Consider the following 14,994-nt stretch of genomic DNA (forward strand, 5'->3'; position numbering starts at 1 on the left):
TGGAATGCCCTCGCCACTCGACCTTCCCGAGGTTTCTGGTCTATTCTCGTCCGTGCATCGTGAACTGGGCGACCTCCGCGCGCGCTACGAACGGCTGAAACTGCTGCACCAGGTCAGCAAGGTCATCCATTCTTCCCTCGACGCGGCCGAAGCGTTGAAACTGATTCTCGGCGAAGCCGTGCGTTTGATGCGCGCCTCAAGCGGTTCGGTGGCGCTCTTCAATCCCACCACGCGTTTTCTGGAAATCGAGGCGTCCTCCGGCCTTCCCTCCGATGCCGCCACACTCAAGCTGCGCCTTGGCGAAGGCATTACCGGCTGGGTCGCCAAGCACGGCAAACCGGCGCGAGTCAGCGAGGTGTCGCGCGACCCGCGTTATGTCGAGGTCAGGCCGGACGTGCGCTCCGAACTCGCCGTGCCGTTGGAGGTCAACGGCGAAGTGCGCGGCGTGTTGAATGTGGATTCCGAGAAGCCGGACGCGTTCACCCGCGAGGACGAACAGTTGCTCCAGGACCTGGCCTTGCAGGCGGCGCTGGTCATTCGCAACACCTGGCTTTACGAACAACTCCGCGTCAAGGCCCGGCTGTTCGAGTCGCTCATCCGCGTCGGCCAAACCATCAGCTCGGCGCTCCACCTGGATGAAGCGCTCCAGGTCATTACCCGCGAGGCGTGCGTGCTCATGGACGCCAAGATGTGCTCGCTGCTGATGCTGGATGAAAGTCGCGAGTGGCTTGATCTGCGCGCCAGCTTTGGCGCTGGCGCGGAGTACCTCAGCAAACCCCGCCTCAGCGCCACCGAGAGCCTGGTCGGGATCGTGGTCCGCCGGCAACGCCCGATCCAGGTCGAGAACGTGCAGACTTCGAGCCGCTACCAAAATGTCGAAGTGGCCCGCCGCGAAGGGTTGATTTCTCTTTTGAGCGCGCCGCTCGTGTTCAGCGGGCAGGCCATCGGCGCCCTCAATGTTTATTCCGGACAGCCGCACAGTTTTTCCAACGAAGAGGTTCGGATTCTCTCCGCGCTCGCGGACCTGTCCGCCATTGCCATCGAAAAGGCGCGGCTCTACGAGCGCGTGGTCGATCTGGAAGAGCAATTACGCCAGAACGAAAAACTTTCCGCCATCGGCCTGCTTGCCGCGGAAGTCGCGCACGAAATCCGCAATCCGCTCACGGTGATGAAAATGTTGTATCACTCGCTTGACCTGAAATTCCCGGCCGCCGACCCGCGCGCGAAGGACGCGCAAGTGATCGCCGAGAAAATGGATCACCTGAACAAGATCATGGAGCAAATCCTTCACTTCGCCCGCAGCGCCGAGCCGCAACTGACTCCGGTGAATTTGAATCAATTGATCGACGACCTCGGCTTGCTGACGCGCCACAAATTGACCAACCAGAAGATTCAACTCATCCGGAAGCTGGATCCAGATTTGCCGCCCGTGATGGGCGACGCGACGCAACTCGAACAAGCCTTTCTGAACCTGACCCTGAACGCCGTGGAAGCCATGTCCAAAGGCGGCAAACTGACGATCATCACCCGCTCCTTGCGCCTGCCCCGCCGGAGTCCGGAGCCGACTCACGTGGCGGTTGATTTCAAAGACACGGGGCAAGGCATGACGCCGGAGCAGCGGCGGCGCGCTTTTTCCTCGTTGCTCAGCACGACCAAGAGCACAGGCACGGGACTGGGTTTGGCCATCGTGGCCCGAATTGTCGAAGCGCACCGGGGTAAAATCAAAGTCAAATCCCGGCCGGGACACGGCGCGACATTTACCGTGCTCCTGCCGATCGAGGCGCCGCTGGTTTCGTTGCAGGGTTAAAGTACACGACGGTAGGGCTGCGTTGTCGCGCAGCCGGTCTTCGGTCGATGCGGCGGCGCAGCAGCACCACCCCGCTATCGAACTGTGTCAAGGGCCCCGGCGCATGGGAAGTAGCGCAGAATTGTATTCTGCCGTATCGCAGAATTGCATTCTGCGGCGCGCTGGCCAATCCGGTGCGGCCAGGTGAGTTTGTTGCGCAGCCGACTACAAGTCGGCGATACGGCAGATTGAAAATCTGCGCTGCGAGAAATCGTCGCGGCTGCGAATGATCTCGAAAGATACAGCAGTGCAACTCTGCGCTACACGGGCCGAGGTCACTGATAAACTTGTGGGTGCACTGTGGCTCATGGCAGCTTGGAACGCACTGCTTGCAGTTGAGGGAGGATTGTGTGTTTCATTGCGGCCACGCGCATGACTCATTTAGCTCGAACTCGATTCTCGCAGCCGCTGTGCTTGCCGCTCACTCTGATCTTCGCCTTCTTTCTTGAATCGGCGTCGTCGGCTCGCGGCGCCAACTCTGACCCGGTTCCGGATTTCTCCGCTGCTCGAGACGAGACCGTCCGCATCCTTTCGGATTTCATCAAGGTGGATACGAGCAATCCGCCCGGCAACGAGACGAAGGGCGCGCAGTATCTTCAAGCGATCCTCACCCGCGAAGGCATCGCCTCGGAAATTCTCGAACTGGAACCGGGGCGAGGCAATCTCGTCTCGCGCCTCAAAGGCAACGGCAAGAAGAAACCTCTGCTCTTAATGGGGCACCTCGATGTGGTTGGCGTCGAGCGGAGCAAATGGACGATCGATCCGTTCGGCGGGATTGTCAAAGATGGCTACGTGTATGGCCGCGGCGCGTCGGACGACAAAGGCATGACCAGTGTTTGCCTGGAAATCTTTCTCCTGCTTCATCGGTTGAAAGTTCCGCTGGGGCGCGACGTGATCTTTCTCGCCGAAGCCGGCGAGGAAGGCACCACGCATGTCGGCATCGATTTCATGGTGGCGCGCCATTGGGACAAAATCGAATGCGAGTTCGCGCTGAACGAGGGCGGCCGAATCTTCGCGAAAGACGGCCAGGTCCAATATGTCGGCGTCGCGACGACGGAGAAAGTTCCGCGGCCGATCTTGCTTTCCGCCAAAGGCACGAGCGGGCACGGCTCGCGGCCCCGGCCCGACAACGCCATCGTTCATCTGGCGGCCGCTGTGGCGAAAGTCGGCGCCTGGCAGCCTCCAATGCGGTTGAACGACACGACGCGCGAATTCTTCTCGCGCCTCGCCAAGATCAGCCCGCCCGAAGAATCTTTTCTGTACACGCACCTTGAAGACTCGGCTCTCGGGGCGATGGCGCAAGAGAAGATTCGGGTGACCAACCTGGGTTACAATTCCATGCTCCGCACCTCGATCTCGCCAACGATCATTCGCGGCGGCTTTCGGAACAACGTGATCCCGGGAGACGCCCTCGCCACATTGGATGTCCGCGCTTTGCCGGACGAAGACATGGACCGGTTTGCCTCGACCTTGCGGGAATTGATCAACGACCCGGCCGTCGAAGTGGTCCCGGCGGAAGGCCGGCGGTGCCCAGCGACGCCGCCTTCGCGAATCGACACCGAGATGTTTCAGGCTCTTGAACGCGCGCAACAACGGTTGTTCCCCGGCGCGGTGACGCTGCCGATGATGCTGACCGGCGCGACGGATTCGGCCCAACTGCGCGCCAAAGGGGTTCAGGCGTACGGCGTGGGCAGTGTGTCCAGCGACGACGACAGCTCGCGCGTCCATGGGAACGATGAAAGGATTTCGATCGCAGGCCTGGGCAAATTTCTGGAATTCGTCTGGTGGTCCGTCGTGGAAGTGGCGGCCGTAAAGGGCAAATGAACTCAATAAACTATAGCATTTTCTTTCTGGTGGGGTTGTGCGCCGTCACCAATCCCGCTCATGCGCAGGTTGCAGCTCAAGGCGCGCCTGCGGCGGCCGAAACGCGAACGGCCCTCGACGGCATCCGCAGCGACGAACTCCTCAAGCACATTCAAGTTCTTGCTTCGGATGAATTCGAAGGACGCGCCCCGGGCACGCGAGGCGAGGATCTCACCGTGAATTATCTGGTGGACCAATGCAATCGGCTCGGCTTGAAACCGGGAAATCCCGACGGCACCTACCTGCAAAGTGTTCCCATGGTCGGCTTCACCCCACAGCCGGCCTTTTCCTACCGGGTTGGAAACCAAACGACCGAGGTCGCTTTCCCCGCCGAATGCGTGGTCTGGTCGCCCTGGTTCGCGCCGGAAGTGAACGTCGTCGATTCGGACATGATTTTCGTCGGCTACGGCGTCGTCGCGCCGGAATACGGCTGGGATGATTTCAAAGACGTGGATGTCCGCGGCAAGACCATCGTCATGCTCATTAACGATCCGGCGATTCCGGACCCGAACGATCCGGGCCAGCTTGACGAAAAAATGTTCAAAGGCCGGGCGATGACTTACTACGGGCGCTGGACCTACAAATACGAAATCGCCGCGGCCAAAGGCGCCGCCGCCGCAATCATCGTCCACGAAACCGGCCCGGCGGGCTACCCGTATTTCGTCCTCGTCAGCAGCAACAGCCGGGAGAATTTCGATCTGCAATCGCCGAACCAGAACCGCGACCGCGCGTCGATCGAGAGTTGGATCACTTTGGACACGGCCAAGAAACTGTTTGCCGCGGCGGGCCGCGACTTCGATACACTGAAAAGGAGCGCGCTCCGCCGCGATTTCCGCCCCGTGGCGCTCCCGACCAAAGCGACGTTTCGCATCAAGACAGCGCTCCGAGAAGTGGCCTCCCGCAACGTCGTGGCCTTGCTGGAAGGCTCAGACGCGAAACTGAAGGATGAATTCGTGGTCTATTCCGCGCATTGGGATCACCTCGGACGGAATCCGAAGATGGAAGGCGACCAGATTTTCAACGGCGCGCTCGACAACGCGTCCGGAACAGCGGGTTTGATCGAACTGGCCGAGGCCTTCACTCAACTCAAACGCGCGCCCAAACGTTCCATCCTTTTCTTGTTCCTCACCGCTGAAGAGAAAGGTTTGCTTGGCGCAAAATACTACGCCACGCATCCGCTTTATCCGCCGGCCAAAACTCTGGCCAATTTTAACATGGACGTCCTCAATCCCTGGGGCCGCACGCGCGAAATCGAGGTGATCGGATACGGGAGCACCACGTTGGAGGATCTGCTGCAGGACTTCGCCAAGGCTCAGGGCCGGTCGGTGGCTCCGGATTCGGAGCCGGAAAAGGGCCGCTTTTACCGGTCCGACCACTTCGAGTTCGCCAAAGTGGGCGTGCCCGCTCTCTATCTCAAGGGCGGGAGCGAATTCCTCGGCAAGCCCGCTGGGTTTGGCCAACAAAAAAGCGACGGCTACATCGCGCGCGATTACCACAAACCGAGCGACGAAGTGAAACCGGACTGGGATTTGTCCGGCGCGGTCGAAGATTTGCAGTTGCTGTTCCAGGTCGGATATCGCGCGGCGCAAACAGACAAGTATCCGGAATGGAAGCCAGGCACAGAGTTCAAAGCGCGTCGCGAGAAGCTGATCCAGAGCAACTAAAGAGCGCTTACCCCCACATCGACACTTGCGACCGTTTCATGCAGAGCGCGCGCGAGGAATGATCGTGCGTCCGACGAAACAGCCGCGCGCAAAAAGTATGTCCCGTACGGGACATACTTTTTGCGCGCATTGTTTCAGTTGGCGTCATGGTCAATACGCGGGCCGGGGCAAGGTCTGCCATCGGACCACGACGCCATTCGCGAAGAAGATTTCAGCTCGAATGTAGCTCCGCGGAAAATAATCGCTCTCCAACCGGCGCTCCAGAAAAGTGGAACCGTCGCGGGAGATTTCGCGGTAAGTCCAGTAGCGGGATTCCTCCAGCCATTGCCCGTGGTAAATCCAGATCGTCGTGTGGCCTTGCTGAGTTTCTTGTTCGAGGATTTCAGTCGGCGGTCCCCAGGCGATATAGACGGCGTCCGGAATCATTCCGACTTTGATCTGGCCTTTGTCCACGAGCTGCTGCTGTTCGGACGGCAGCGCGGCATAGGCGGAGAACCGCTCCTGGCGGCGCGATTCGATGGTGGAGGTAGCGCAGCCGGCAAGAAGCAGCGTCCCGAGATGCAGGAACGACAGGACAGACTTGTTCTTCTTGGACCTGCCCGGTGCCCATGAACCCAAGACCGCGCGGACCGCAGCCTTCAGGCTGCTTCCGGCCCCACTGCGGAGTTTGGCGCTGAAGCGGCCTAAAGGCCAGGGTCCGAAGTGACGGCACCTGGGAAGCTCCCACGGCCTGCGAGCCGTGCATACAGCCCTTGACCCCATCGCCGGTGGGGCGGTGCGGCTGCGCCGCCGTATCGATCGAAGACCGGCGGCGCGGCAACGCAGAGCTATGGCGTTTCGGGAAAGCCTGAGCGTTCTCATCATGCTAACTCCATTCATCTTCCTCGCTTCGCTGACAAACCGTTTGAAGTCAATCTGGGCAAACACTAGACTCGACGCATGATTGCTCAAGCTTCTTCAAATCAACCGGGCTCGGCGTGGCTCTTTTTTGCTCTGCTCACCGTCTTGTCGTGGGGTGTTTATGGCGTTTTTCTGCACACCGGACAGATGGCGATGAGTGATCCGGTGAACGGCCGATACAAGGCGTTCCTGTTCGTTGGCATCGCTTATTTCCTCACCGCCGTGCTGGCGCCGCTCGCTGTGCTCCTGGCGAAAGGCGCGACCTGGAGTTACCCGGCCAAAGGCATGTGGTGGAGTTTGATCGCGGGAATCGTCGGCGCGGTTGGCGCATTCGGGGTGCTTCTGGCTTTTGGCGCCAAGGGCACGCCGGCGGTGGTTATGTCGATCGTTTTCGCAGGCGCGCCGGTTGTGAACGCCGTTTATTCAATTATTGCGCATCCGCCGGCTGGTGGCCTTGGGTCGATCAAACCTCAATTCTTCCTGGGCATCCTCCTGGCTGCGGCGGGCGGTTGTCTGGTGACCTTTTACAAACCGAATCCAGCGCCGGCAAAACCAACCCACGTCCAGGTCCATGCCTCGACTAAGCCGTAACAACCCGGTCGCTACAGGAGCGGTCAGAGCAAACAGAGTCGGGACAGAAGCCGCAAAGGGCGTCGGTCAATCTCCGTTTCCTTGTCCCTCCCATGAGCACGGTAGGGCTGCGTTGCCGCGCAGCCGGTTTTCGGTCGATACGGCGGCGCAGCAGCAACGCCCTACTAGCGACGGGTTTCATGGGCCGTAAGCAATCCTGAACTGTCCGATGGCCGAATTCTTTTTCCCGACCCGATCCGCCATTGCCTCGGCTCAAATCCGGCAGCTTCGGGAACTGCTCGCACAAGTCCTGGGGAGCAATCGCTTTTATCAGAAGAAGTTTGCCGCAGCGGGCGTAACCTCCGAGGTCACTTCCTTGGAGGAATTCAGCCGGCGCGTTCCGTTCACCACGAAACAGGAAATCGTCGCGGACCAGAAAACTGCTCCGCCGTATGGAACGAATCTGACTTTTCCCCTGGTGTCGTACACGCGTTGCCATCAGACGAGCGGCACGTCTAGCACGCCGTTGCGCTGGCTGGACACGCCGGAAAATTGGCGCTGGATGCTGCAGAATTGGAAGGAAGTCTATCGCGCCGCCGGTGTCACGCGAGCGGATCGAATCCTCTTTGCCTTCTCGTTCGGACCGTTCATCGGCTTCTGGCTGGCCTTCGAATCGGCGGCTGAACTGGGGTGTCTCTGTCTTCCGGGCGGCGGTTTGAGCAGCGGCGCGCGGCTCCGCCTCATCTTGGACCAGGGAGTAACTGTGGTGTGCTGTACGCCGACCTACGCCATTCACCTGGCAGAGGTCGCGGCCGAGGAGAAAATCGAATTGGACAAGAGCGAGCTGAGAATGCTCATTGTCGCGGGCGAACCCGGCGGCAGCATCCCGGCGACCCGGTCGCGAATCGAGCAACTCTGGGGCGGCGCCCGCGTGTTCGATCACCACGGGATGACGGAGGTCGGTCCGGTCACTTACGAGTGCCCTTCGCGCCCCGGCGTGTTGCACGTAATGGAATGCGCGTACTTCGCCGAAATCATCGATCCAGCGACCGGAACAGCCGCTCCGCCCGGCGCGCAAGGCGAGTTGGTCTTGACCACGCTGGGCCGCATCGGCTCGCCCCTGGTTCGCTACCGCACGGGCGATTTAGTAAAGCCTGGCGGAGTGCGGATTACGGATTACGCCTTACGCCTTACGCCTCCCGAATCCCCCTGCCCCTGCGGCCGCTCCGAATTGGCGCTTGAAGGTGGAATTCTCGGACGCACCGACGACATGGTCACGGTCCGCGGCGTCAACGTCTTCCCCGGCGCCGTGGAGGAAATCATCCGTGGCTTCCGCGAGGTGGCCGAGTATCAAGTGGAAATTTCCGACCGGCGGGCTTTGGCGGAATTGAGGGTGCGAGTCGAGCCCGTTGCCGAGGCAAGCGCGGCGACCGATTTGACTGCCCGAGTGGAAAGGGCACTCTTGAACGCGCTGGCCTTGCGAGTGCCCGTCACGCTGGTCCAGCCGGGCACCTTGCCGCGCTACGAACTGAAAGCCAAACGCTGGCTGAAGAAATAGCTCACGGCATGCCCCAGAGCTTGCGCTTGGCGCGAAAGCGTCTAAAGTCTCCGGCATGGCCGATAAGGCCAACAGTTTGCCGACCGCTTTGAAATTCTCCCAGGGCGAACAGGGCCAGCAATCCTCCGCCGATCTGCGGCGCCGTGACGCCATCGTGATCGGTCGCGGCCTGGATTGCGATGTGGTCATCAACGACGCCAAAGCTTCGCGCCGCCATTGCCGGCTGACGCGCGGCGACAACGCATTTGTCCTGGAGGATCTCGGTTCGAAGAACGGGACTTACATGGACGGCGAACGGATCAGCGCACCCGTGACTCTGAAACCCAATCAGACCTTCAAGATCGGCGACACGGTGTTCTACCTGGCGCTCTGAGCTTTTTCCTATCTCAAGTTTGCGGCGGCGTCCGGACGAGTGATGACGCCGAACCATCGAAGAAAGTTCGCGCGGTCACGCCTGCGACGCGCGGACGGTGCTATCTGGAAATCATGATGGGCAGCGACCGGCTGCGCGTCCTGGTCTCGGGTGGCGCAGCCAGCGCGTCATACTGGGGGCGTGTTGCGCTGGCCTCCAAGCGCGCACCGCGCCGCCGCTGCACACGGGCGGTTTGGACGCGCTGCGGCTGGTCTTCGACACAGGCCGCGCTCCGGGATATTATTTCCGCGGAAAACTCGTGGATGCACCGCCCAGTTGGGGATCCAATTAAGCGGTTGCTTTTGCCCAGACTTTTGCTAGAAGTCTCGGCCCCGCTCCCCTGGGCGAGCGGGGCGAATAATCACAAAGGCACTTTATGTCACAACACCGGAGTCTCCGAGGCGCCAGCGCGCTGGGCGCCAAACGCAATGTTTTGAAGCGTTTCGAGCGCGTTGAGTTGATGAAAAAGCGCGGGCAATGGAAGGAAGGCAGCCGCGTCACCGGCCTTCCCAAGACCAAGCCCGAAGTCTAGTCCCTTCTTTACACCATGGCGCGGGAGAGAACGGAGTTTTGTCTCTGTTGTCTCCTTTCTCTTCTGTTAGAGCGCGTTTTGAAAATGCCTTGTGGGTGGAACAGGCCACTGGCCTGTTGCGGCAGGCTACCAGCCTGCCGCAATGTTCGGCGGCAAGTTGCCGCCGAAAACGGGCTGGTAGCCCGTTCCACCCATTTTCAAAACACGCTCTTAGAGTTCTTTCACCAGTTTTCGCGAATCTTTCAGCAGCCCTGACGGTCTATGCTCGTGCGTCTGCAAAAATTCATGGCGGACGCCGGTGTGGCTTCGCGTCGCGCCAGCGAACAACTCATCGTGGCCGGCCGGGTCACGGTGAACGGGAGAATCGTGCAGGAACTCGGTTCGCGCGTCGATGCGCTGCACGATCAGGTCACGGTGGATGGGACGGCCATCAAACCGAGGCGCAAACTTTATGTGGCGTTGAACAAACCTCGCGGCTGCATTTGCTCGCGCCAAGATCCGCTGGCCCGCCGCAGTGTGAGCGACTTTTTGCCGAAAGAATGGAGGAACCTCCACACCGTGGGCCGGCTGGACTTCGACAGCGAAGGCCTGATTTTCCTGACCAACGACGGCGAATTCTCGCTTCGGATCACCCATCCGCGCTATGGCATCCGGAAAAAATATCTGGCGACGGTGACCGGTCGCGTGTCCCCGGAACAGGTCGCTCGCTTGAGCCGCGGCGTCTGGCACGAAGGGGAGACGTTGAAGCCGGACAAAGTGCGGTTGCTCCGGGCGAATAACTCGCACAGCCTGGTGGAACTGGAGCTGAGCGAAGGAAAGAATCGCGAGGTGCGGCGCCTCTTCGAGACCTTGGGACTGACCGTGGAACGCCTCAGCCGTGTTCAGATCGGCCCCATCAAGCTGGGAGAATTGCCCAGCGGCAAATGGCGCGTCCTGACGCCGGTGGAGATCGCGTCCCTGCTCAAATCGCAGGGACCGCAGCAGGGAAGACTGCATTGACACGCGCTGCAATTGAACCTTAATTCACCGGTATGAAAACGAACCAGCTTGTCGCCAGCTTGGCGGTTGCACTCTCCACTTTCGCATTTGCCGGAGTCAAAGCCGGGGAAACCGCTTCGGTGACCCAGAAACACGTCAACGTCCGCGGACAGCCTTCCTTGATCGGCGAAGTGATCACCCAACTCCAAAAAGGCGAGAAGGTCGTGATCCTGGAAGAAATCCCCGTGGAGAAACCGAAGAAAGGCGAACCGGCCGCCTGGGCTCGCATCCAGATGCCCGCCAACACCCCCGTCTGGGTGTTCGCGGACTTCATCGATGCCGGCAACAAATCCGTGTCCGTGAGCCGGGTCAACCTCCGCGCGGGTCCCGGGGAGAATTTTAGCGTCGTCGGTCGATTGGATCGAGGGGAAACCGTCAAAGAGATTCGCCGCGTCGAAAACTGGATGGAGATTGAGACGCCGGACAAAGCCTACGCGTTTGTGGCCTTGAACCTCCTGGCGAAGGACGCGCCGACTCCTGCCGCGACAAAAACCGAAAGCGTCGCTCCGCCTCCCGCCCCCAAGCCCGAACCGGACCGCACCGCGCCTCCGATCGCCGCCACGCTGTCGGACAGCGCGCCTCCGCCGCTGACGCTCCAACCGGTTTCCGAAACGCCGCCGCCGGCCATCGAAACGCCCGCCGCGGCCGCGTCGCAACCGCTCACAACGACGGAGAACACCCCAGCCGTGAGCAACGTCGTCTCCACACCGCCGGCTCCGGCGCCGGTTCCGGTCGTGACGACTCCCGAAACCGCTGCGCCGCCACTGACCGACACTGCGCCGCCGCCCAAACGCATCGTCCGCCGCGAAGGCATTGTGCGCAGCACCAAGAGCATTCAAGCGCCGACTTATTTTGAACTGGTGAGCACGGACACCCGAAAGGTGGTCAATTATCTCCACACGCTCGATCCCGAACTCAAGCTGAAGGATTTCAAAGGAAGGAAGATCATCGTCACCGGCGAAGAAGGCGTTGACCCCCGCTGGCCCAGGACGCCCATCCTCGAAGCGGAGACGATCGAAGTTGCGCCGTGACGACCGAGGCCACGCTCATCGACGGCCGGGCCATTGCGGAACAGATCCACGCCGAAACCGTCCAGCGCATCGCTGCCTTGAAAGCACGCGGCGTGAATCCAGGGTTGGCGTTTGTGCGTGTAGGGGAAGATCCCGCGTCCAAGGTGTATGTCGGCATGAAGGAGAAAGTGTCCGCGCGGCTGGGACTTCACTCCCTCACGCGCGTCCTTCCGGAGCAGACTTCCCAGGCGGATTTGCTGAAATTAATCGAAGAGCTGAACCGCGACCCGCTCATCCACGGCATCCTGGTTCAATCTCCGGTTCCGTCCCACATCGATTCGACGGCGGTTTATTCGGCGGTCCTGCCCGGCAAGGACGTGGACGGTTTTCATCCGGTCAACGTGGGGAAACTCATGCTCGGCGACCGCAGCGGCTTTGTTCCCTGCACGCCGGCGGGCGTTCACGAGTTACTGATCCGAAGCCAGGTTAAGATCGAGGGCGCCGAAGTCGTCGTGCTGGGACGCGGGAATATCGTGGGCAAACCGATGGCGGCGCTCCTGGTGCAGAAGGCCCGGCACGCGGACGCCACCGTCACGGTCTGCCATTCGCGAAGCGCGCACATCAACGAGCACTGCCAGCGCGCGGACATTCTCATCGCGGCGATGGGCGTGGCGGAGTTCGTCAGAGCGGACATGGTCAAACCGGGCGCAACGGTCATTGACGTCGGCGTCAACCGCCTCAGCGATCCTTCTGCCAAGGGCGGATCGAAACTGGTGGGCGACGTAGATTTCGCAAACGTCAGACGAGTCGCGGGCAAGATCACGCCCAATCCCGGCGGCGTCGGGCCAATGACCATTGCGATGCTGATGGCAAACACCGTCCGCGCGACGGAGCTGGCGGTGGGAGGTCGCCGTTAGCTAAAGCTGGTGACACCCCCGACACCGGAGCGCGGCATTTACTGATCAGACCGTGGGATAGAATACACTTTGTTGCGTCGCATTTGGGCTCAGGCGCGACGAAGGAGAATATCCCTGGGATCTTCAACTGAGGAGCAACGAAGCCAGAGCCCAAATGCGACGCAACCCGCAGGGCCAGGGTCTTTTGGCCAGCCGCTTCGTCGCTCGCTCGTTGTGGATCGGTGGATACACCTTCTTCACGTATGTGGCTGATATCACCGACGTGCATCCCGAAAGCATCTGTTGGCCCTTTTTCGGGATCGAAGCCAAGCCGTCGCTCTTCATGATCCCGGGCAGCTACCACAACCGCCGCGGGATCATGACCTGGTCCGATGGCCACGTGGAAGCCAGGCGCTGGGCTGACGATCGCACCACGGGCGCAATCCCGGACGAGAAATCCGAGTCCTCGTCGGCCAATTACTGGCACATGCACGAACACGCTTCTCCCGGCAATCCGGACCTGAAATGGCTCAAAGCGCACACGTTGGTCCTGAGGTGAATGACCGGGCACGATTCAAGAAGGAGCGCGGGCAGCCTGCCCGCGAGTGGTTTCTGTCCCGATGCTTAAGAAACGCGCGGGCACGGCTGCTCGCGCTCCTTTTCGCCGCCTCTTGAATCAGCCGTGGAGAATCGCCGAACGGCCTGACGAGATGGTTGCCTATCCATTGAATCCGTACCACAATAGCCTGGAGTCTTTCAGAAAACTCCAGGCGCCTGACTTTTGAACTCGAAACCCTAAACCTTGAACTCCAGAGCCATGAAAACAGGACTTCGCACGACAGCGCACCTTCGTTCCGCAGTTTTGTTGGCCGCCTGGCTGAGCGGTTTCGCCGTGGACGCCGGGAATTGGCCGGCGTGGCGTGGGCCTTACGGCACGGGCGTTTCGCCGGAAAAAAACCTCCCGGTTCGCTGGAGCCGAACCGAGAACGTCCGCTGGCACGCCGAATTGCCGGATCGCGGCAACTCCACCCCCATCGTCTGGGATGACCGCGTCTTCATCACGCAAGCTATCGGGAAAGAGCGGCGACGCACCCTCATGTGCTTCGACCGCCGGTCCGGCAAACTTCTCTGGCAAACCGGCACCACCTACCCCGAGAAGGAACTCACGCATGAAACGAATCCGGATTGCTCCGCATCACCCGTGACCGACGGCGAACGCTTGATCGCTTCGTTCGGCTCTGCCGGGCTGTATTGCTATGATCTCAACGGCCAGGAAATCTGGCATCGCGACCTGGGCAAACAAACCCACATCTGGGGCAACGCGGCTTCGCCCATCATTCACGGCGATTTGTGCATCCTGAATTTTGGCCCTGGCGAACGCACCTTCCTGATCGCGCTCAACAAAAAGACCGGCGAAACCGTCTGGCAAGTCGATGAGCCCGGCGGGCACTCCGGCGAAAAGAAACCCGGCGACACCGCCAACACCTGGATCGGTTCCTGGACCACTCCTATTGTGGTCGACGCCGCAGGCCGCGAAGAATTGGTCATGACCTTTCCGAAACGCATTTGCGCGCTGGACCCGAAATCCGGGCGCGAACTGTGGACCTGTGGCGGATTGAATCCGCTGGTCTATACGTCTCCGTTGTTTGTCGAAGGCATCGTGGTGGGCATGGGCGGATTCAACGGCATGGCGGCGGCGGTGAGGCCAGGCGGCCGCGGCGACGTCACGGCCACGCATCGCCTGTGGCACCATCCGCGAACCAAACAACGCATCGGTTCGGGCGTCATTCACAACGGCCATATTTACATCCACAACGACTCGGGCGTTGCGGAATGCTTCGAGTTGAAGACTGGCAAGCTGATCTGGGAAGAACGTCTCCGGGGGCCGGCGGTGAAGACCACTTCCTGGTCCTCCATGGTCCTGTCGGAAGACAAACTTTATGCGATCAATCAAGGAGGCGACACCTTCGTGCTCCGGGGGAGTCCGAAATTCGAGTTATTGAGCACGAATCCGCTGGGCGAAACCGCCATGTCATCGTTGGCGACCTCCGACGGCGAAATCTTTATCCGCACTTACCAGTACCTCTGGTGCATCAGCGCAAAGTAGGGCAGGCAGCCTGCCTGCCCAAATTTAGCGGGAAACTGGCAGTTCAGCCGAGAAGGAGCAAAAAGAAACCTGACAAGAGTCAAATAGTGGGGGCCAGTTCCGTTTGCTCCACGACCAGTTCCTCCTCTTCAAAAAAACGCCGCAGCTCGATCTGCGCGTTCTCAACCGAGTCGGACGCATGGACCAGGTTCTTCATGCTGTCCTCGCCGAGATCGCCGCGGATGGTCCCTTTGGGCGCCTTCCTGGAATCGGTCGGACCGACCATCGCGCGGACCCGCGCCACGCATTGCTCGCCCTGGAGGGCCAGAGCGATCACGGGACCCGATTGCATGTAAGTCGCAAGCCGGGGATAAACCGGCAGGTGGACCACGTGGGCGTAGTGATCGCGCAAGAGTTCCGGGGTGAAGCGGATCGTTTTGCACGCGCAGATTCGGAGGCCGCTCCGCTCGAGCCGCCCGATGATCTCGCCCACGAGTTGGCGCTCGGAACAATCCGGCTTCAGCAGCACGAGGGTCATGTCCATAAACGTTCTGGTTGGCCGGGATGGAACCAGAAAGCGGCACCAAGGACAAGGAGGATTGGCTCCGCTCCAGAGTCA

At 60.7% G+C, this 14,994-nt stretch carries 14 protein-coding genes; 12 read left to right on the plus strand and 2 right to left on the minus strand.

The window, feature by feature from the left end; all coding sequences use genetic code 11:
• The first annotated feature begins 4 nt into the window (after positions 1-4).
• The 3 genes from FJ398_18115 to FJ398_18125 all read left to right on the plus strand — a co-directional run bounded on the left by FJ398_18115 (position 5) and on the right by FJ398_18125 (position 5,373).
• Entirely contained in the window at positions 5-1,807 is a 1,803-nt protein-coding gene (locus tag FJ398_18115; GenBank protein MBM3839846.1) for a GAF domain-containing protein, read from the plus strand.
• Positions 1,808-2,218: 411 nt separating this feature from the next.
• Positions 2,219-3,670, plus strand: a complete 1,452-nt coding sequence (locus FJ398_18120; protein ID MBM3839847.1) for a M20/M25/M40 family metallo-hydrolase — start codon at positions 2,219-2,221, stop codon at positions 3,668-3,670.
• Positions 3,667-5,373 carry a M28 family peptidase gene (locus FJ398_18125; protein MBM3839848.1) on the plus strand — a complete coding sequence of 569 codons (1,707 nt, stop codon included), beginning with the start codon at positions 3,667-3,669 and terminating at the stop codon, positions 5,371-5,373. The genes FJ398_18120 and FJ398_18125 overlap by 4 nt, the downstream gene beginning before the upstream one ends.
• A gap of 150 nt (positions 5,374-5,523) precedes the next feature.
• Here the strand turns inward: FJ398_18125 and FJ398_18130 are convergent, their stop codons facing one another.
• Positions 5,524-5,991, minus strand: coding sequence for a hypothetical protein (locus tag FJ398_18130; GenBank protein ID MBM3839849.1), 468 nt, complete (start codon positions 5,989-5,991; stop codon positions 5,524-5,526).
• A gap of 324 nt (positions 5,992-6,315) precedes the next feature.
• On the opposite strand from FJ398_18130, the gene FJ398_18135 reads away from it, so the two are divergent.
• The 9 genes from FJ398_18135 (at position 6,316) to FJ398_18175 (ending at position 14,396) form a co-directional block, all read left to right on the plus strand.
• Positions 6,316-6,864: a hypothetical protein gene (locus tag FJ398_18135; GenBank protein MBM3839850.1), complete on the plus strand. Its 549-nt coding sequence runs from the start codon at positions 6,316-6,318 to the stop codon at positions 6,862-6,864.
• A 208-nt stretch (positions 6,865-7,072) separates the two neighbouring features.
• Positions 7,073-8,401 (plus strand): phenylacetate--CoA ligase, encoded by a 1,329-nt coding sequence (locus tag FJ398_18140; GenBank protein ID MBM3839851.1) that lies wholly within the window; start codon positions 7,073-7,075, stop codon positions 8,399-8,401.
• 55 nt (positions 8,402-8,456) lie between these two features.
• A complete protein-coding gene (locus FJ398_18145; protein ID MBM3839852.1) occupies positions 8,457-8,774 on the plus strand; it encodes an FHA domain-containing protein in 318 nt (105 codons plus the stop codon).
• Positions 8,775-9,189: 415 nt separating this feature from the next.
• Positions 9,190-9,345 carry a small basic protein gene (locus FJ398_18150; protein ID MBM3839853.1) on the plus strand — a complete coding sequence of 52 codons (156 nt, stop codon included), beginning with the start codon at positions 9,190-9,192 and terminating at the stop codon, positions 9,343-9,345.
• A 261-nt stretch (positions 9,346-9,606) separates the two neighbouring features.
• Positions 9,607-10,344, plus strand: a complete 738-nt coding sequence (locus FJ398_18155; GenBank protein MBM3839854.1) for an rRNA pseudouridine synthase — start codon at positions 9,607-9,609, stop codon at positions 10,342-10,344.
• Positions 10,345-10,376: 32 nt separating this feature from the next.
• Positions 10,377-11,414 (plus strand): hypothetical protein, encoded by a 1,038-nt coding sequence (locus FJ398_18160; protein MBM3839855.1) that lies wholly within the window; start codon positions 10,377-10,379, stop codon positions 11,412-11,414.
• Positions 11,411-12,310 (plus strand): bifunctional 5,10-methylene-tetrahydrofolate dehydrogenase/5,10-methylene-tetrahydrofolate cyclohydrolase, encoded by a 900-nt coding sequence (locus tag FJ398_18165; protein MBM3839856.1) that lies wholly within the window; start codon positions 11,411-11,413, stop codon positions 12,308-12,310. Before FJ398_18160 ends, FJ398_18165 begins: the two co-directional genes overlap by 4 nt.
• A 154-nt stretch (positions 12,311-12,464) precedes the next feature.
• Entirely contained in the window at positions 12,465-12,848 is a 384-nt protein-coding gene (locus tag FJ398_18170; protein ID MBM3839857.1) for a hypothetical protein, read from the plus strand.
• A 258-nt stretch (positions 12,849-13,106) separates the two neighbouring features.
• Positions 13,107-14,396 carry a serine/threonine protein kinase gene (locus FJ398_18175; GenBank protein ID MBM3839858.1) on the plus strand — a complete coding sequence of 430 codons (1,290 nt, stop codon included), beginning with the start codon at positions 13,107-13,109 and terminating at the stop codon, positions 14,394-14,396.
• Between the two features lie 79 nt (positions 14,397-14,475).
• On the opposite strand, the gene FJ398_18180 is transcribed toward FJ398_18175, so the two are convergent.
• On the minus strand, positions 14,476-14,919 hold the full coding sequence (locus FJ398_18180) for a nucleoside-diphosphate kinase (protein MBM3839859.1): 444 nt from the start codon (positions 14,917-14,919) through the stop codon (positions 14,476-14,478).
• Between the last annotated feature and the right edge of the window lie 75 nt (positions 14,920-14,994).

The sequence above is a fragment of the Verrucomicrobiota bacterium genome (genome assembly GCA_016871535.1).
GTDB lineage: Bacteria > Verrucomicrobiota > Verrucomicrobiia > Limisphaerales > SIBE01 > VHCZ01.